The organism is Jiella avicenniae, from assembly GCF_021390325.1.
GTDB classification, from domain to species: domain Bacteria; phylum Pseudomonadota; class Alphaproteobacteria; order Rhizobiales; family Rhizobiaceae; genus Jiella; species Jiella avicenniae.
Genome location: NZ_JAJUWU010000001.1, coordinates 167,203 through 185,629, shown reverse-complemented (window position 1 = coordinate 185,629; position 18,427 = coordinate 167,203). Strand labels below are relative to the sequence as shown.

The following is an 18,427-nucleotide window of genomic DNA, read 5'->3' as shown; positions in this document are numbered from 1 at the left end:
CGTCCTGTCAACCTTCGGCCCGAACGGCTTCGACCCTGCCCGACGGGTCAGCCTCGCGCTGTGCCTTCGAGCGCATCGACGAAGAGCGAGGGCTGGCCGATCTGGCCGCCCTTGAGGACCACCTGCAGGCCGTCGAAGGCGGCCTCGGTGCCGTGGCAGCGGCAGATCGGTGCCCCGCGACCCAGCGGATGGGCGACCTCCAGCGCCACGACCGGGATCGACTCCAGCACCCGGCCGGACGTGTCGCCGCCGGCGACCACGATGCGCTGCAGGCCGAAGGCCGGTACGGCCCGCGCCGCGACGATGCCGAGGGTGCGGCCGATCGCGTCCTGGGCGGCCGAGAAGCTGGCCGCGTCGGTGCCGGCTCGCTCCTTCAAAGCGACGAAGGCCGGATCGTCGACGGTCTTCGCGGCAAAGACGACGACGCTCCTGCCGGTCGCGAAGGCGGCCGTCGCGGCCTCCATGATGCGCGCGACTTCGCCCTCCTGCCGCGCGGCATCGACCGCCGCCGCGACGTCGAGCCGGATCGCGGCGAAGCCGGCCGCCTCGGCCCCGGCGATCTGCTCGGCGGTGACCGGCGAGCAGCTTCCCGACAGGACCAGCAGGCGATCCACCGCCGCAGCCGGCGGAAAGGCCGGCGCTTCCGGCGGCAGGATGCCCGTCTCGCGCCAATGGGCGACGAGGGCGTATTGCAGGCCGGAGGACGAGGCGCTGAAGATCCCCTCTCCCGCCCCTTCCCAGACGAGGCGGCCGGCCGCGCGCTGGGAGACGTCGTCGGCGACGTCGACGAAGGTGACCGCGCGCTCCGCCCGGGCCTTCTCGCGCTCGGCCTCGGCTTCGCCCCGCGCCAGGCTGGCGATGTCGATGCCGAGGATCCGGCGCTCGGTCTGCTCTTTGAGGTGCAGCCGCAGATCGCTCTCCCGCATCGGCGTGACGGGATGGCGCGACATGGTCGGATGGCGGTCGATCCGGTAGCGCGTGCCCCCCGTCGCAGCGAAGAGGTTGCCGAAGACGAGCCAGCGGCCGAGATGCGGCGCCCCGACGATGCTCGGCGACCAGTCGGCCGGGACGAACCGGCTGCCGATGTCGATCGCCCGGCCGATCGAGCCGGTCCGCGGCGAGGAATCGAAGGTCGAGCACACCTTGTACTGAATGATCCGCGGCGACAGCCGGGCCAGCGCCTCGAAACGGGCGGGAAGATGCGCCTCCATCCACTCGGGCGACTGCGAGCGCGCCGTCCCGGCAATGCCGACGACGGGATAACCGGCAAAGCGCCGAAGATCTTCCGTGCCCGGCACCCGGGTGAAGAGGACGGTCGGCAGTCCCGCCAGGGCGGTCACTTCCAGAGCGTCGGTGGACCCGGTGAAATCGTCGCCGTAGAAGGCCAGCATCACGGTTCCGGTCGTCATGAAAACGTCTCCGCGGCCTCGGCCGGTTCGGGGGCGCGTTTGGAGGCTTCGCCGAGAGGACCTCCAGCGATTGCGGCGTCGAAGCCTCGCCCGGAGGACCCGATGCCGGCTACGATCCGGCCGGGATGGGCGACGCAGCCGGCACGGAGGAAGAGCTCGCCCGAAGCGAGGCGCGCCGGAACCGGAGCGGCTCGTCTTGCCGTCTGGCCGGAGGAGAACGCCGGCATGACGACGTTCGGATGGCTTTTCGTCGTCAAGGTCAGGCAGCCCGCGCAGAGGCGACGAGGCCGTCACCCATTCCCAGAACTCGTTGGCAATGCCGTTTACATGGTTGTGGCCGACGCCGGCAAGGCGCCGGACCACCCGGACGACGCGAGAGAAGCCGTCGTCCGCCGCGCCGCAGGGATGGCTCCAGCCATCGCGACGGGTCGGGATCGGCAGTCGAGGATCGTGCCACGGCGCGGCCAACAGGCATGCAGGGCAATCGCAAGCGCCGTCGGCGATCGCCCAGGGCAATCGCTCGAAGCCGGGCCCAGGCTGGCGGTTGGCCTGATCTTCCCCCTTGCGGGGGAGATGCCGGCAGGCAGAGGGGGGTGACCAAGCGCCGGACTGCTGGAGAGTGGCGCGAGACCCCCCTCTGGGTTGCCACCCATCTCCCCCGCAAGGGGGGAGATCGAAGCGTCATCGATGGCACCTGCCTTCGAGCGATCCCCCTGAGCAGGTATGATTTCCGATTGACAGATCGGGCCCCCTCATGCGCGTTGGCGGGACCATGAGCAACGATTTGCCCACAGCAAACGCGATGGGCGGGGCGCCGCGCCTCGACGTCCACAATTCCGATGTCCCGGCGGTCTGCCGCGCCTGCGAGGCGCGCCATCGCGGGGTCTGCGGCGCGCTGACGCCGCAGGAACTGACCCGGCTCAGCCGGCAGACCGTCAAGCAGACGGTCGAAAGCGACGGCGCGCTCGTCTCGGCCGGCGAGAACGTCAGGCATTATTCCAACATTCTGTCCGGCGTCGTGAAACTCACCCGGCTGATGGCCGACGGGCGCCAGCAGATCGTCGGCCTGCAGTTCGCGCCGGATTTCGTCGGCCGGCCGTTCCGTCCCACGAGCGACGTGACCGCCGAGGCCGCGAGCGAGGTGAAGCTGTGCAGCTTTCCGAGGGAGGTCATGGACGAGATGATCGCCCGGTCGCCCGATCTCGAACGCCGGCTCTACCAGCAGGCGCTCGACGAACTCGACGAAGCGCGCGAATGGATCTTCGCCCTCGGCCGCAAGACCGCGGCGGAAAAGGTGGCGAGCTTCCTGCTGATGATCGCCGAGAACGTCGATCCCGAGGCGAAGGACCGCCACCAGCCGATTCGCTTCGAAATTCCCCTGAAGCGGGCCGACATCGCCGACTTCCTCGGCCTCACCATCGAAACGGTCAGCCGCCAGATCACCAGGCTGAGAAAGGCCGGCGTCATCGTCGTCGAGAACAACCGGATGGTGACGGTGCCGGACCTCGGCCGGCTGAGAGCACGGTGCGAGGTGGACGGGGAGTAGGGACGACGGAGAAGCGGAATACGGGCTCTGTTTCCAATCAGAACTCTTCCCATGCCTTTGCGTCGGCTTTCGGCGCGGCTCCGCCCGTTCCAACGACCCTGAGCTGGGGAACGGACCGATCGGCCGGGACCGCGCGCCTCGCCGGGGCACGGCTTTCCGGCGTGGCCCCGAACCGACCTGCCTGTCCTGTCCGGGACGCAGCCGTTTTGAAGCGGCCCGTGAGATGGGAGAGACTGTCGGTCTCCTTTCCGAGGGCCTGGGCCGCTGCGGTCGCTTCTTCGACCATCGCGGCGTTCTGCTGCGTGACCTTGTCCATCTGGTCGGCAGCGGCCGAGACCTCCTTCAGGCTTGTGCTCTGCTCGCGGGCACCTTTGGCGATCTGCATGACGATCGCCGACATCTCCGCCACCTGGGCGACGATTTCGTTCAACGATTGGCCGGAGGCCGTCACGAGTTGCACGCCGCTTTGGACCTCCTCGCCCGAAGCCGAGATCAATGCCTTGATCTCCTTGGCCGCTTCGGCGGAACGCTGGGCAAGCCCCCGCACCTCCTGTGCGACCACCGCGAAGCCTTTGCCCGCCTCGCCGGCCCGTGCCGCCTCGACGCCCGCGTTGAGTGCGAGGAGGTTCGTCTGGAAGGCGATCTCGTCGATGACCGTGATGATCTGACCGATCTGGTCGGAGGACTTTTCGATCTGGGTCATCGCATTGACGGCCTGGGAAACGATGTTCCCGCCCTTTTCGGCATTGCGTTGAGCCTGCAGGGCAGAGTCGTGGGCCCGGGCGGCGCCATCGGCCGTCTCATTCACCCCCTTCGTCACTTCAGACAGCGCCGCCACCGTTTCTTCCAGGCTCGCGGCCTGCTGTTCGGTACGCCGTGCCAAGTCGTTCGAGGCGATGTTGATTTCGTCGAGCCCGACATGGATCGACCCCGAGGCGGAAACGACCGCGGCAATCACCTCCTCGAGGCTTTGGATCGATGCGTTGAACTGGTCACAGATCTCCTCGAACCCGACCATCCGGCTGCGTTCCATCCGAACGGTAAGATCGCCGTTCGACAGTGCCGTGAAGGCGGGAGAGACGTTCCGGATGAACTCCCGGCGCGCCTCTTCCGTCGCAGCAAGCTCGGCTCGACGCCGTTGCTCTGCGGACGTACGGCCCGCCTCCAGCGCTTCGGCTTCCAGCCAGCGCTTCTCCTCTTCGGCCTTGCGGAAGACGTGGAGAGCACGAACCATGTCGCCGATCTCGTCCCTGCGATCGGCGTCGGGCAACACTGCCGTCGTGTCACCTTCGGCAAATTTCCGCATCGCCACGGCCGTCAGGCCCAAAGGCAGCGTGACGGAGCGGCCGACGACGAAGAGAATCGCGGCGATCAGCAAGACGAGGAAAACTGCCGATCCTATCATCGCCTTCAACGCGAGCGAAGAGATCCAGGCGCTTTGGGTGTTGGCATCGACACGGGCACTGGAGACGGCCGCGTTGACGGTTTCGAACAGCGGCTCGATCTTGCTGAACGTGTCGCTGAGCTGATTGCGGAGTTCAGCCGAGGCAATCGTCGCCTTGGTGAACGCCAGAAAGCTCGACTCGTAGCTCTGAAGATCGTCCATCGCCGCCCGATAAGAGTCCGGCGCGCCGAAACGAGCCACCGGCAGCGCGCGTATCTGGGCGAGCTGATCCTGAAGCTTGCCGATGTATTTGGGATCGCCGCGCAGCATGAAGTCCTTTTCGTGCCGACGCAGCATGAGCATCATGACCTGGAGTTCGGGGTCGCCGAGTTTGTTCAACGTGTCCTCGAGCGAGTGAACGGCCGCCCGCAACGCGCCTTGATGACCGCTGGTCTCGTCGAGACCCAGGGCCTGGGTCACCTCGACGGCTTCGCCGAACTGCCGGCGATAATCCGCGAAGAGCGAGACCATCCGCGTGACATCGCTCGCAAGCGGGCTCAGTTGCTCCGTGGCGTCGATCATGCCCGACAGAGAGGCGAGCTCCGCCTCCAGCTCCGACGCCACGGTTTCGTGCCCGTCGGCATACGTCATGTCCTTGCGAAGAAAGAAGTCCTTTTCGCTTCGCCGCTCTTCCAGAAAGGCAATCTCCACCTGATCGATCAGGCGTTCGGTCTCCATGGCTCGATCCGCCGCATCGTCATAGGCCGACCGAATGCTCCGCTCGACGACGAAGGTCGTGGCCAGACCCAGCATCCCAATGATCGAAATGGACGCGACGATTCCAATGCGGCGGGATATTTTGAGATCGGAGAGACGCACGGCAAAGACCTTTCATCGACGCGGGCCGCGACAACGCGCGGCCTTTGCCGGAGAAATACTCTCACCCGCTTAATCTCCACCTAATGTCCAGAGAAACCCTTTTCAGAAAGACGCCATAGAATTCATAAGCCTAACCCATTAATCCCTTTAATCTCGGCTTACCGAGCCCAGCACCCCGACGTGACGGCGCAAACACCGACCGGCGGCCTCATGGCGCGGATCATTCGACCGGAAGCGAGGCGTCTGTTCCTGAGCCCCGCCCGTCACACCGCCTTCGAATAGCGCGCCGCGCCGCTCTGGAGATGAGCGTCGAACCACGAGGCGACGGTGCGGGCGAGGCTTCTTGCCGCGGGGCGGATGGCGAAGCGGCGGCCGTCGACCTTCACCAGCCCGTCCGGATCGCTCGCCGCCAGACGCAGGGCCTCGCGGACATAGGGCTCGGCGGCGGAGCCGAAGCGCGCCGACAGCGCATCCAGATCGAGCGCGAAGTCGCACATCAGCCGCTCGATCATGTGGGCGCGGACGACGTCGTCGGGCGTCAGGCGGTAGCCGCGTTCGGCGGCCGGCTCGCCCGCGGCGACGCGGCCCTGGTAGAGGCCGGTCGGCACCGTGTTCTGGACGTAGCCGCCGGCAAAGCTCGAGATCGCCGAGGCGCCGAAGCCGATCAGCGTGTCGCAGGGATCGGCCGTATAGCCCTGGAAGTTGCGGCGCAGCGTCCCCGCGCGCGCGGCCTTGGCGAGCCGGTCGCCATGCAGCGCGAAATGGTCGATGCCGATCGCCTCGTAGCCGGCGCCGCGGAATGCCTCCGACGCGCGCGCGGCGTCCGCGAGGCGTGCTTCCGGCCCTGGCAGATCCTCCTCGCGGATCATCGTCTGGTGCTTCTTCACATGCGGCACGTGGGCGTAGCCGAACAGGGCCACGCGCTCCGGCCGGAGCGCGACCACCTTGTCGACCGTCGCATCGAGCCGCTCCGGCGTTTGCAGCGGCAGGCCGTAGAGCACGTCGATGTTGATCGAGACGAGGCCGGAAGCGCGCAGCTTCGCGATGACGTCCCGCGTCTGCTCGAAGCTCTGCGGCCGGTTGATCGCCGTCTGGACGGCAGGGTCGAAATCCTGGACGCCGATCGAGACCCGGGTGACCTCCAGGGCGCGCAGACCCGCCAGCGTCTCGTCCGTCACGTCGGACGGGTCGATCTCGACGCTGATCTCGGCGTCCGCGGCAAAGTCGAAGGCGGCGTGAAGCGCCTCGGACAGGCGTTTCACGTCGTCCGCCCGGACGAAGCTCGGCGAGCCGCCGCCGAGATGCAGCGCGCCGAGCCGCGGCGGGAAGCCGAGGCGGCGACGGAAGGCGGCGATCTCCTGAACGAGCGAGCCGACATAGGCCTCGACAGGGTCGTAGCGCCGGGTCTGCTTGGTGTGGCAGCCGCAGAACCAGCACAGCCGGTCGCAGAAGGGAATGTGCAGATAGACGGAGACCGGCTCGGCCGGACCAAGCCCGCGGCAGAGTTCGGCCCACGAAGCCCGGCCGACGCCCTGGGAAAAATGCGGCGCCGTCGGATAGCTGGTGTAGCGCGGCACCTCGGCGCCGTAGCGGGCGAGCACCGCGCGGTGGTCGATCGTGGTCCTGAACGCCGTCATCGGCTTCACCCCATCTTCGCCAGAAGCGGAACGAGATGTTCCTCCTCGAAGGCGATGTGCCGCCGAAGCCCTTCGAAGAAGCCCCGCAGCATGTAGCCGAGCGCTTCTGCCGCCGGGTTCTTCGCCGATCCGTTCGGTTCGGCGGCGACGATGCCGAACGCTCCCCGTCCGCGTCGCTGCGAAGCGGCCTGCGGGACTTTGCCGCCCCGCTGCTCAGCCGCCCTCGTCCTGACGTAGTCGATCAGCTTTTCGGCCAGCTCGTCGCCGAAGCTCTCGTCCTCCCAATGCTCGAAATGCAGGCGCTGCAGCGTCGCGAACAGTTCCGGGGACGCATCGCGGCTCCTTTCGAGCAGCGGAAAGACGGTGTCTTCCTCGAAACGGTGGGCGCGGCGAATGCCCGACCCGATGGAGCGGGCGACATGCAGCGTCTGCTGGGCGTCGAGATCGTCCGGCAGGCCGTCGGCGATCGCCTCCAGCGCATCGCAGAGCCGGCGCTGGGCCGCGAGCTGACGCGACAGCGCCGCGGCGACCTCGGATCCCGCAGCCGCCGGGGCGGCGCCGAAGCCGGTCCCGCTCGGCACCGGCCGTGCCGTCCTGACGCGGGTCGCAGCGGGGTGGAAGACGACGATGGCGCTCTCGACGCCTTGGTACGAGACTTCGGCCGGAAACTCGTCCGGGGACTGGGACCGGGGCTGGAACGTCATGGCGCGGCTCCGATGGCGATGATCACGCGATCTGTCTCGCCGATCGGCTCCGGGACGTCCTTGATCCAGGTCAAGGCGCGCCCCTGCGGAAGCTGACAAGTGCAATTTCGATCCCGGCGTTCGGCCCGGCCGCTCCGGCCGCCGCTTGCCGCCGGTTCGAGCGAGGGTGGGTTAATTCGATGAAATACACGACCGAGACGATGCTCGTCGGTCTTGCCGCGTTCCTGGCGCTGCTCGGCGCCGGCTTTGCGGCGGACGAGCCATTCAGGGCACATGCCTATGTGCTGTTCGTCGTCCTGGCGCTGGCGACGATCGTGCTGATGCGCCGGATCGACTTTTCCGGCGACAAGATGATCCCGCTGCGGGCGGACGGCTCCGGCGCGAGGCCGGGCGGCGTCGCGACGACGCGAAGCGAGAGCGCCGCGTCCGTGGCCTACATGGACGACGTCGTCCGCTACGGCGTCGTCGCGACGGTGTTCTGGGGCGTCGTCGGCTTTCTCGTCGGCGTCGTCATCGCCTCGCAGCTCGCCTGGCCGGATCTCAACATCCAGCCCTGGTTCAATTTCGGCCGCATGCGGCCGCTCCACACCTCGGCGGTGATCTTCGCCTTCGGCGGCAACGCGCTGATCGCGACGTCCTTCTACGTCGTCCAGCGCACCTGCCGGGCACGGCTGTGGGGCGGCAATCTCGCCTGGTTCGTGTTCTGGGGCTACCAGCTGTTCATCGTCATGGCGGCGACCGGCTATCTCCTCGGCATCACCGAGGGGCGGGAATATGCCGAGCCGGAATGGTACGTCGATCTGTGGCTCACCATCGTCTGGGTCGCCTATCTCGCGGTCTTCCTCGGCACGCTGGTGAAGCGCAAGGAACCGCACATCTACGTCGCCAACTGGTTCTACCTCGCCTTCATCGTGACCATCGCGATGCTGCACGTGGTCAACAACCTGTCGCTGCCGGTCTCCTTCGTCGGCGCCAAGAGCTACTCGGCCTTTTCCGGCGTCCAGGACGCGCTGACCCAGTGGTGGTACGGCCACAACGCGGTCGGCTTCTTCCTCACCGCCGGCTTCCTCGGGATGATGTACTACTTCGTTCCGAAGCAGGCCAACCGGCCGGTCTATTCCTACCGCCTGTCGATCATCCACTTCTGGGCGCTGATCTTCCTCTACATCTGGGCCGGCCCGCATCACCTCCACTACACCGCCCTGCCCGACTGGGCTCAGACCCTCGGGATGGTCTTCTCGATCATGCTGTGGATGCCCTCCTGGGGCGGCATGATCAACGGCCTGATGACGCTGTCGGGGGCCTGGGACAAGCTGCGCACCGACCCGGTGCTGCGGATGATGGTGATCTCCATCGCCTTCTACGGCATGTCGACCTTCGAGGGTCCGATGATGTCGATCAAGTCGGTGAACTCGCTCTCGCACTACACCGACTGGACCATCGGCCACGTCCATTCCGGCGCCCTCGGCTGGGTCGGGATGATCTCCTTCGGCGCCGTCTATCATCTGACGCCGAAGCTCTGGGGCCGCGAGCGGCTCTACTCGCTGCGCCTCGTCAACTGGCACTTCTGGCTCGCCACCCTCGGCATCGTCGTCTACGCCGCCGTCATGTGGGTCTCGGGCATCATGCAGGGCCTGATGTGGCGCGAATACGGGGAGGACGGCTACCTCGTCTATTCCTTCGCCGAGACCGTCGCAGCCATGCACCCCTACTACATCCTGCGCATGCTGGGCGGGGCGATGTTCCTCGTCGGAGCGCTGATCATGGCCTTCAACGTCTACAAGACCATCCGCGGCGACGTCCGCCGCGAGGTGCCGATGGGCGGCGCCCGGACGCTGCAGCCGGCCGAGTGAGGACACAGAGATGACCGACAAGAACAACGGCAATCCCGCCCTCGACGGCGCCCGGCCGGAACTGAAGGCCGATCCCATCGCCAGGGGCATCCTCGCCCATCACGGCAAGATCGAGCGCAACGCCACGCTGCTCCTCGTCCTGTCGCTCCTGGTGGTGACGATCGGCGGCATCGTCGAGATCGCCCCGCTCTTCTATCTCGAGAACACCATCGAGAAAGTGGAAGGGGTGCGGCCCTATTCGCCGCTCGAGCTCGCCGGCCGCAACATCTATCTGCGCGAGGGCTGCTACAACTGTCACAGTCAGATGATCCGCCCCTTCCGGGACGAGACCGAGCGCTACGGCCATTACTCGCTGGCGGCGGAATCGATGTACGATCATCCGTTCCAGTGGGGGTCCAAGCGCACCGGGCCGGACCTCGCCCGGGTCGGCGGACGCTATTCCAACGAGTGGCAGGTGCAGCATCTGACCGATCCGCGCTCCGTCGTGCCGGAATCGATCATGCCGTCCTACGGCTTCCTCCTGAATGCCGATCTCGACATGCAGGATCCGGCCGGACATCTGGCGGCGAACCGGGCCGTCGGCGTGCCCTATGACGACGCGATGGTCGAGAATGCTTCGGCCGATCTCAAGGCGCAGGTCGATCCGGACGGCGACACCTCCGGGCTGCTCGCCCGCTATCCCAAGGCGGTCGTCGCCGATTTCGACGGCAATCCCCAGCGCCTGACGGAGATGGACGCCCTCGTCGCCTATCTGCAGATGCTCGGCACGCTGGTCGATTTCTCGGCCTACGACCCGCAAGAAAACCAGCGCTGAGGAGGCGACGATGGACTTCGACTATCACGCCATGCGCGCTTTCGCCGACTCCTGGGGGCTGCTCGCAATGGCCCTCTTCTTCCTCGGCGTCGTCGGCTTCGTGCTGCGCCCAGGCGCCCGCCGGGCGGCCGACGAGGCCGCCGCCATTCCCTTGAAGGAGGACTGACCCATGGCCGAGACCAGGGACGTCGATCAGATCACCGGTGTCGAGACCACGGGCCACTCCTGGGACGGCATCAAGGAACTCAACAACCCGCTGCCGCGCTGGTGGCTGTGGACCTTCTACGCCACGATCGCCTTCGCGCTCGTCTATACGATCCTCTACCCCGCCTGGCCGCTGGTGAACTCCGCCACCTCCGGCCTGCTCGGCTGGTCGAGCCGCGGCCAGCTGGCCGAGGCGACCGCCGCCGCCGATGCCGCCCGGGCGGGCCAGCTCGAACGGATCGCCGCGCTCTCCGTCGAGGAGATCGAGGCCGATCCGGATCTGCGCACGATGGCGATCGCCGGCGGCCGGGCGGCCTTCAAGGTCAACTGCGTCCAGTGCCACGGCTCGGGCGCGGAAGGCGGGCCGGGCTATCCGAACCTCAACGACGACGCCTGGCTGTGGGGCGGTTCGCTCGACACCATCCACACGACGCTTCAGCACGGCATCCGCTATGCGACCGACGACGACACGCGGATTTCCGAGATGCCGGCCTTCGGCCGCGACGGCATCCTCGACCGCGAGCAGATCGGCGACGTCGCCGAATACGTCCTCTCCTTGGCCGGCAATGCCGGCGACGAGGCGGCTGCGCAAAAGGGCCAGGCGGTCTTCGCCGACAACTGCGCCGCCTGTCACGGCGAGACGGGCGAAGGCATGAAGGAAGTCGGCGCGCCGGCGCTGAACGACGCGATCTGGCTCTATGGCGGCTCGAAGGCCGACGTCCTCCGGCAGGTCACTGCCCCTCGCCACGGGGTGATGCCGGCCTGGGAAGAGCGCCTCGGCGAGACCACGGTGAAGGAACTGACGGTCTACGTCCACAGCCTCGGCGGCGGCCAGTAGACCGATCCGGCAAGCCTGCCGAATACGAGATGCGGCCCCTGCCAGCGATGGCGGGGGCCGTTTGGCGTCGGCGACGATGCCGGACCGTGTGGGAAACGGCATTTGTATTCATGGTCCCGGCCGTGCCCTCGGGAGAACGATGCCTATCCCGTTGCGATTTCAATTTTTACGTGCATAACTTGCATCGGCGCGCAACCGATCTCGCCAATGGAGGGCCGGCATGCCCCAGCCGAGATGCGAAGCGGAGATCAATTTCAGGAAATGGTCGGTCCGCGACCTGGCGAAGTGGAAGCTTGCGCCCTCGGTCCTCGGCGGTGGGAAGGATTATCTTTTCGCTTTCAAGGATGAATGGGTCCGATACAATCGAGCCGGCATTCTCGCGGCAGCGAAGCGCCATGATCTGCCGCCCGAACTCGTCGCAGGGGTCGCCTGGATCGAGGTCGCAGGGGACCCGACTTTCATCGATCGGCTCGCCTTCGAGGTCAGGACCGTCGTCTCGCGTGCCGGTGAAACGATCGACGGCTCTCTCGGCGTCTCGAAGCCGCCCGAAAAGACCTCCTTCGGCTCGGTGAGCATGCAGCTCGAAGTCGCTGCGGAAACCATCGGCGCGAAGGCGAGAGACATGGATACGAAATCGCTTCGCCAGCTCGGCGCCTGCCTGGAACACGACGGAATCAACGTCGATCTTGCGGCGAGGCATCTCAGCGCATTGGCCGACCACGATGGTTTCGCGCGTCCCCTTACGGTCGAAGACGCGCGCGTCGTGGCGACGCGTTACAATCGTGGCAAGGAGCCGACGCGGGCGGAGATCACGAAGAATGCGAGCTATGGTGACGCCGTCGTGAGACGTTACGCCCGGATGCGTCTTCTCCTGCGGTAGCCGACGGGCGCCCGCCGCGGGTCAGGGAGCCGCGCGGGACTTCAACTCTTGCCGCAGTGTGCCGTGCAGAGTGCGGCCCGTCACCCGGCCCGGTTCGGGCCTCTGCGCGGAGCATTTCGCGCGGGTCAATCCCTCGCCTTGCCGGGCTGATGAACATCCTCGTCCTGCAGTGCCCGCCAGGCGGCGCCGTCGACGTCCTCGTACTGGCCGCTCTTCAGCGCCCAGAAAAAGGCGCCGAGGCCGAGAAGACCGAGAAAGAGAGCGATCGGGACGAGGAAGACGAGCGCGGTCATGCGGGCAGCTCCAGCGGCTTGCCCTCCGGCGCCGTCTCGGCGGCGGTGGCAGCAACGGTCTTCCGTCCGGGAACGTCGCCGGCCAAGGGACCGCCCCGGCGCTTCGCGCGCGCAAGGCGAAGGCTGTTGGCGACGACGACGATCGAAGAGGCCGACATGGCGATCGCCGCGACGAGCGGCGTGACGAGGCCGGCCATCGCCAGGGGAACCGCGACCGCATTGTAGAGAATGGCGAGGGCGAAGTTGGTCTTGACCAGGGTTTTCGCCCGCCTCGCGACATCGACGGCGAAGGGCACGGCGCAAAGGCTTTCGCGGGTGAAGACGAAGTCGGCGGCGAGCCTGCCGGCGTCGCAGGCCGAGGCCGGCGCCATCGAGACGTTGCCGGCCGCAAGGCTCGGCGCATCGTTCAGCCCGTCGCCGACCATCAGCACCTGGTGGCCCTCCCCCTGGAGCGCATGGATGCGGGCGATCTTGTCCGCCGGGCTCTGGCGGCAGGCCGCCCGCTCGATGCCGAGCATGCCGGCAAGGCGCCGCACCGGCGCTTCGCCGTCGCCGGACAGAAGCTCGACGGACAGCCCGGCGTCGCGAAGCGTCGCGAGCGCCGGCACCGCCCCCTCGCGAACGGCCTCGTCGAGGCTGAAAGTCGAGATCGGGGCGCCTTCGAAGGCGAAAGCGACGCTGCCCTTCTCACCGCGCCTGCGGTTCTCCTCGATGCCATGGCCGAGCCCTTCGTCGCCGCGCGGCCCATCGGCCGCGGCAATTTCGGCGACCCAGCCGGGCCGGCCGAGCCGGGCGCGCCGCCCGTCGACCAACGCCTCGACGCCGGAGCCGGCGATTTCGCGAACCGCTTCCAGCTCGGGTTCGACGCCCGCGCCGAGCCCGGACCGGATCGCCCGGGAGGCCGGATGGTGGGAGCGCGCGGCGAGCGCCCGAGCCGCGGCGTTCTCCGTCCCGGACAGGACGTCGGTCCGCGACAGCCGCGGCGTTCCGGTGGTGAGCGTGCCGGTCTTGTCGAACAGGACGGCGTCGATCTCGGCGAGCCGCTCCAGCGCCGAGCCGTCCTTCATCAGGATGCCGGCCTGAAACAGTCGCGAAGCGCCGACGACGTGGACGACCGGCACGGCGAGACCCAAGGCGCAGGGGCAGGTGACGATGAGGACGGCGATGGCGACGGTGACGGCCTGATACCAGTCTCCCCCCGTCGCGACGAGCCAGCCGAGAAAGGCTGCGGCGGCGAGACAATGCACGGCCGGCGCGTAGAGGCGCGCCATGCGGTCCGCGATCCGCACATAGGCGCCGCGGCCCTGTTCGGCCGCCTCCATCATCGCCGTCATCTCCGCGAGGAAGGAGTCCTTCGCGCCGCTGATCGCCTCGACGTCGAGCGCGCCGGTGAGGTTGAGAACGCCCGCCTCGACGCGCATGCCCGCCGTCGCCGAGACCGGCTCGCTCTCGCCGGTGACGAGGGAGCGGTCGAGATAGCTCGCGCCCGCGATTACCCGGGCGTCGACGGGCATCCGCTCGCCCGCAGGCACCCTCAGATGCATGCCCGGCGTGACCTCGTCGATCGGGACGACGACGAGGTCACCGTCGACGATCCGCGTCGCCCCCTTGGCGGCGAGCCGGGCGATGCCGAGGACGGCGCTGCGCGCCCGCTCGCGCATCAGCTGGTCGAGATAGCGCCCGACGAGCAGGAAGAAGGTCAGCGTCACCGCCGCGTCGAAATAGGCCTCACTGCCGCCGGAAAGGCTCTCGTAGAGGCTGAGGCCGAGCGACAGGAGAAGCGCCAGCGAGATCGGCACGTCCATGTTGAGCCGCCCTGCCCCGAGCGCCGCGAAGGCCGAGCGGAAGAACACCTGGCCGGAGATCGCCACGGCGGGAACCGCGATGAGCGCCGAGATCAGGTGGAAGAGATCGCGCGTCGCCTCGTCCGCCCCGGACCAGACGGAGACCGACAGGAGCATGACGTTCGCCGCGGCGAAACCGGCGATGCCGAGCGCCAGCAGCAGCTTGCCGGACTCCTTTTCGCGCGCCAGCTGCTCTAGATCGCCGAGATCGACGGGGGTTGCCGGATAGCCGAGGCGCTGCAGCGTCTCGACGAGACGAAACGGTGTCGTGCCGGACGGGGCGCCTTCGGGCGAAAGGACGACGGTCAGGCGGCGAAGCGTCAGGTTGACACGCGCCGAGGCGACGCCCGCAAGCGGGTTGAGAGCGTCCTCGATGGCGGCGATGCAGGCGCCGCAGTGGACGGCCGGAACGGAGAAGACGTAGGTGGCCGTACCGTCGACGCCGAGGCGGCCGGCATGCTTCAGCTCCTCGCCGCGCAGATCGGCGCCGGTCGCGCGTTCCTCGTTCTCCGCCAGTGCGAGCGCCGGGCTGCAGCAGCTCATCGCCCCCTCCTCAGCGCACGCTGAAACGCACGGCGCGGTGCCAGGGGGTCTCGCCCGGCCTTTCGACGACGAGCCGCGCCTCCCAGCGGCCGGCGGTCAGCGCGGTCTCGCCCGCATAGCCGCCCTTCGGGTCCGGACCGAGCGTCAGCGTGCGGTCGAAATTGGCATTGACCGGATGGCCGATGGTAGCCGTGACAGTCGCCCCCCTCACCGGCGCTCCATCGGCGTCGGTCAGGCGCAGGCGAAAGCGGCCAGCCTCATAGGCGGTTTCAGCCTTCCAGCCGCGGGCGAGTTCCCGCTCGCGCTTTGCCGTATCGACGTCGAAGGTCTGGCTGGCGACGTAGCTGTTCGGCACGACGAGCCCGCTCCAGGTCGTCTCGGCGAAATAGGCCATGGTGAGGTTCACCGAGATGATCGTGCCGAAGAACAGGACCATGACGAGGGCCATGTGCCGGCCGGTGAATTCGCGGGGAGCGGAAGACTTCATGCTCATCGGCCTTTCTCCGGTGCCTCGAAGGCGGCCTCGTATGAGGCGCTCTCGGAACTGTTCATGTCGTTGAGGCGGAAGCGGAAATCCGTCGTTCCGGGCTGGACCTCGCCCTTCGGCTGGACGACGAAGAGCTTGAGGGTCCGGAGGCGATCCGGATCGACTGTGACGGCGAAGCTCCGTCCTTCCGGTTGGTGCAGCTCGTCGGAGAACATCGCCGCGCCCGGCAGCCCTTCGAGCTTCAGCACGAATTCGCGCGGCTCGGGGATCATGTTGAGCAGCTTGACGGTGTAGCCGTTGCGGATCGAGCCGTCGCTGAGCCGCACATAGACCGGGTTGCGGTCGCGCTGGACGTTGAGTTCCAGACGCTCGCGAGCCGTCAGCATGAACAGCATGCCGAGGCCGATCGCCACCCACAGGCCGGTGTAGATCAGCGTGCGCGGCCGCAGGAAGACGTGCCAGTCGAAATGCCGGACGGCGGAGACGAAGCGGCCGTCGGCGTCGCGCACGCGGCCGGGCTCGATCGCGCCGCTGACGGGGTTGGTCGCCAGCGCCATGTTGGCGTCGTAGTCCTTCAGCGTGGCATAGGAGATCAGCCCGCGCTCGCGCCCCAGCCGGTCCATCACCCCGTCGCAGGCGTCGATGCACAGCGCACAGGTGATGCAGGCCATCTGCTGCCCGTCGCGGATGTCGATGCCCATCGGGCAGACGGCGACGCAGGCATTGCAGTCGACGCAGTCGCCGACGGCGAGTCCTGCGGCCTTGGCCTTCTTGGCGCCGTGGCTGCGCGGCTCGCCGCGCCAGTCGTTGTAGGTGACGACCAGCGAATCCTCGTCGAGCATCGCCGCCTGGATGCGCGGCCAGGGGCACATGTAGATGCAGACCTGCTCGCGCATCAGGCCGCCGAAGACGTAGGTGGTGGCGGTCAGGATGGCGACGGTCGAATAGGCGACGAAGGGCGCGTCGCCTTCGAGAAAGTCCTGCAGCAGCGTCGGCGCGTCGGCGAAGTAGAAGATCCAGGCGCCGCCGGTGGCCACCGCGATGACCAGCCAGGTCGTGTGCTTCATCACGCGCTTGCGGATCTTGTCGAGGCTCCAGGGCGCCTTGTCGAGCTTGATCCGGGCGTTGCGGTCGCCCTCGAAGAACCGCTCGACCACGAGGAACAGATCGGTCCAGACGGTCTGCGGGCAGGTGTAGCCGCACCAGGCCCGGCCGACGACGGAGGTGACGAGGAACAGCCCGACGCCGGCCATGACGAGGAGACCGGCGACGAAGATGAATTCCTGCGGCCAGATCTCGATGAAGAAGAAGTAGAAACGGCGATGGGCGAGATCGATCAGCACCGCCTGGTCCGGCGCGAACGGCCCCCGGTCCCAGCGCAGCCACGGCGTCACGTAGTAGATGCCGAGGGTGACGGCCATGACGATCCATTTCAGTCGACGGAAGTTCCCCTCGGCCCGCCGCGGATGGATCTTCTCGCGCCTGGCATAGAGCGGCTGGCTCTGCTGGCGCACCGGCGCATTGACCGGCTCGACGTCGTATTGGTTGATCTCTGGGCCTTGCAGCATCGGACGGTTCCCGCTTGGCCGCCGCTTTCGGGAGGCCATGGTGCCGCTGCTCTATCCGGGCCCCGCTCCACTGTCCTTGATCTCGGTCAAGACGAGCGCACACCTCGCCGATCGAAGGATTGCGGCCGATGCCGCTTGTGCCATAGATCTCGGGCGAGGCGGGCGACCAAGCATGCACCCGCCTTCGCCATGCTGACGGGGACCCGGCCGTGACCAAGCGCGAGACGAGACGCAACCGCGCCAGGGCCGCCGTGCCGGACCCCGCCGCCGCGGCCGCGGCCTTTTCGGCCGCCGTCTCGCGCGGCGACTTCGCCGCCGCCGCGACGGCCCTCGAGGTGCTCGTCGCGGCGGATCCGGGCAATGCCGTCCTGCATTACAACCGCGCCCTCGCACTGCGCCTGTCGGGCCGGCCCCGAGAGGGGCTGGCGGCCGCTTTGCATGCCCGCTCGCTCGATCCGAAACATGCGAAGGCCTTGTTCGAGATCGCCGCCTGCGGCCTCGAAGCCGGCGAGGCAGGGACCTCCCTCGATGCCGGCACCGCCTATCTCACGGATCATGCCGGCGACGCCGACGCGGCGCTGAACGCCGCACGTGCGGCCCTCCTCCTCGATCGTCCCGGCGAGGCCCTCGCCTTTCTGGATCAGGTCGCGGCAAAGGAGCGTGGCGACGACCACTCCCTCTGCCGGGGCGAAGCGTTGCGCGATCTCGGCCGGTTCGACGAGGCGGAGGCGGCCTGGGCCGAGCTTCCCTCCAGCTTCGGCGTGATCGTCCTTTCCCTGCGCACGAAGGGGCCGCGCGGTCGCCTGATGCTCACGCAGGGCCGGTCTTCGCCCTGAAACGCTTGCGGTAGACGCCCGGGTCGGCGTCGAGCGCGTCCTGCAGTTCGAGGCTCTCCGCCAGTTCGCCCGCGTTCATTTCGCGGCAGGAGATCGCCGGCGTCGTCCGCTGGACGAGAACCCCCTGGGCCACCGGGGTTCCTGCCGGAAGGACGCCTTCGAAGCCTTCGTCGACCCAAAGCGCCGGAAAATGCACGAAACCGCCGGCAAAATCGTCGACGAGCCCGGTCAGCGTGCGAAACGGCAGGTCGAGGCGGTTGTGCGGATGGGAAAACAGCATCGACCAGCCCTGTGGCAGGCGCATCGTCCAACCATTGGTGAACTTGACCGCGAAGCGCTCGGGATCGGCGCCGGGAACACCGGTCAGCTGCTCGGGCAGATGCACGCCGAGCGGCGATCGCGTCAGCCGCGCCAGCGGATGGGCGGGCAGGCCGCTGTCCCATTCGAACACGCCGTCCTTCACGCTGAGATCGGCGATCAGCGGGAAGACGATCCCCGCCCCCATCGCGTCGACGAAGGGCGGGCACTGCTTGACGGTGCGCACTTCGCCGCCGCCGAGAAGCGCCGAGACGGCGCTTTTCGGCATCGCCTTCAGCCAGTCCGGCAAGGCGCCGATGGCGGGCTTCGGCTCGGGAAGCCGGCCTTTCCAGCCGGGCAGGCAGCGGAGTTCGATGGTCATGGTTCGACTGTGGCGAAAGCATCGAGGCC

At 67.8% G+C, this 18,427-nt stretch carries 16 protein-coding genes; 7 read left to right on the top strand and 9 right to left on the bottom strand.

Annotated elements, in window-relative coordinates:
- Nucleotides 1-47: 47 nt before the first annotated feature.
- Nucleotides 48-1,409 carry a four-carbon acid sugar kinase family protein gene (locus tag LZD57_RS00945; protein ID WP_233717239.1) on the bottom strand — a complete coding sequence of 454 codons (1,362 nt, stop codon included), beginning with the start codon at nt 1,407-1,409 and terminating at the stop codon, nt 48-50.
- A gap of 772 nt (nt 1,410-2,181) precedes the next feature.
- On the opposite strand from LZD57_RS00945, the gene LZD57_RS00940 reads away from it, so the two are divergent.
- Entirely contained in the window at nt 2,182-2,955 is a 774-nt protein-coding gene (locus LZD57_RS00940; protein ID WP_275949667.1) for a Crp/Fnr family transcriptional regulator, read from the top strand.
- A gap of 37 nt (nt 2,956-2,992) precedes the next feature.
- Here the strand turns inward: LZD57_RS00940 and LZD57_RS24105 are convergent, their stop codons facing one another.
- From LZD57_RS24105 to LZD57_RS00925, 3 genes are all read right to left on the bottom strand, one after another.
- Entirely contained in the window at nt 2,993-5,218 is a 2,226-nt protein-coding gene (locus tag LZD57_RS24105) for a methyl-accepting chemotaxis protein (RefSeq protein ID WP_233717238.1), read from the bottom strand.
- A gap of 263 nt (nt 5,219-5,481) precedes the next feature.
- Complete coding sequence (gene hemN / locus LZD57_RS00930) at nt 5,482-6,855, bottom strand: oxygen-independent coproporphyrinogen III oxidase (protein ID WP_233717237.1); 1,374 nt, start codon at nt 6,853-6,855, stop codon at nt 5,482-5,484.
- Between the two features lie 5 nt (nt 6,856-6,860).
- The gene (locus LZD57_RS00925) at nt 6,861-7,559 is read right to left on the bottom strand and encodes a hemerythrin domain-containing protein (protein WP_233717236.1); all 699 of its coding nucleotides are present in this window, start codon (nt 7,557-7,559) and stop codon (nt 6,861-6,863) included.
- 179 nt (nt 7,560-7,738) lie between these two features.
- On the opposite strand from LZD57_RS00925, the gene ccoN reads away from it, so the two are divergent.
- The 5 genes from ccoN (at nt 7,739) to LZD57_RS00900 (ending at nt 12,148) form a co-directional block, all read left to right on the top strand.
- Entirely contained in the window at nt 7,739-9,412 is a 1,674-nt protein-coding gene (gene ccoN, locus LZD57_RS00920; protein WP_233717235.1) for a cytochrome-c oxidase, cbb3-type subunit I, read from the top strand.
- A gap of 10 nt (nt 9,413-9,422) precedes the next feature.
- A complete protein-coding gene (ccoO, locus tag LZD57_RS00915) occupies nt 9,423-10,226 on the top strand; it encodes a cytochrome-c oxidase, cbb3-type subunit II (RefSeq protein ID WP_233717234.1) in 804 nt (267 codons plus the stop codon).
- 10 nt (nt 10,227-10,236) lie between these two features.
- Nucleotides 10,237-10,392 carry a cbb3-type cytochrome c oxidase subunit 3 gene (locus LZD57_RS00910; protein ID WP_233717233.1) on the top strand — a complete coding sequence of 52 codons (156 nt, stop codon included), beginning with the start codon at nt 10,237-10,239 and terminating at the stop codon, nt 10,390-10,392.
- A 3-nt stretch (nt 10,393-10,395) separates the two neighbouring features.
- On the top strand, nt 10,396-11,268 hold the full coding sequence (ccoP, locus tag LZD57_RS00905; RefSeq protein WP_233717232.1) for a cytochrome-c oxidase, cbb3-type subunit III: 873 nt from the start codon (nt 10,396-10,398) through the stop codon (nt 11,266-11,268).
- Between the two features lie 220 nt (nt 11,269-11,488).
- Nucleotides 11,489-12,148, top strand: a complete 660-nt coding sequence (locus LZD57_RS00900; protein WP_233717231.1) for a hypothetical protein — start codon at nt 11,489-11,491, stop codon at nt 12,146-12,148.
- A gap of 125 nt (nt 12,149-12,273) precedes the next feature.
- Here the strand turns inward: LZD57_RS00900 and ccoS are convergent, their stop codons facing one another.
- Genes ccoS through ccoG form a run of 4 tightly spaced genes read right to left on the bottom strand, consistent with a single transcriptional unit; the run spans nt 12,274 to nt 16,883 of the window.
- Nucleotides 12,274-12,441 (bottom strand): cbb3-type cytochrome oxidase assembly protein CcoS, encoded by a 168-nt coding sequence (gene ccoS, locus LZD57_RS00895; protein ID WP_233717230.1) that lies wholly within the window; start codon nt 12,439-12,441, stop codon nt 12,274-12,276.
- The gene (locus LZD57_RS00890; RefSeq protein WP_233717229.1) at nt 12,438-14,828 is read right to left on the bottom strand and encodes a heavy metal translocating P-type ATPase; all 2,391 of its coding nucleotides are present in this window, start codon (nt 14,826-14,828) and stop codon (nt 12,438-12,440) included. The genes ccoS and LZD57_RS00890 overlap by 4 nt, the downstream gene beginning before the upstream one ends.
- 10 nt (nt 14,829-14,838) lie before the next feature.
- The gene (locus LZD57_RS00885) at nt 14,839-15,321 is read right to left on the bottom strand and encodes a FixH family protein (RefSeq protein ID WP_233717228.1); all 483 of its coding nucleotides are present in this window, start codon (nt 15,319-15,321) and stop codon (nt 14,839-14,841) included.
- A complete protein-coding gene (gene ccoG / locus LZD57_RS00880) occupies nt 15,318-16,883 on the bottom strand; it encodes a cytochrome c oxidase accessory protein CcoG (RefSeq protein WP_233717227.1) in 1,566 nt (521 codons plus the stop codon). Before ccoG ends, LZD57_RS00885 begins: the two co-directional genes overlap by 4 nt.
- Nucleotides 16,884-17,092: 209 nt before the next feature.
- On the opposite strand from ccoG, the gene LZD57_RS00875 reads away from it, so the two are divergent.
- On the top strand, nt 17,093-17,719 hold the full coding sequence (locus tag LZD57_RS00875) for a hypothetical protein (protein WP_233717226.1): 627 nt from the start codon (nt 17,093-17,095) through the stop codon (nt 17,717-17,719).
- On the opposite strand, the gene LZD57_RS00870 is transcribed toward LZD57_RS00875, so the two are convergent.
- Complete coding sequence (locus LZD57_RS00870; RefSeq protein WP_233717225.1) at nt 17,694-18,398, bottom strand: hypothetical protein; 705 nt, start codon at nt 18,396-18,398, stop codon at nt 17,694-17,696. The two genes, LZD57_RS00875 and LZD57_RS00870, sit on opposite strands and share 26 nt — an antisense overlap.
- Between the last annotated feature and the right edge of the window lie 29 nt (nt 18,399-18,427).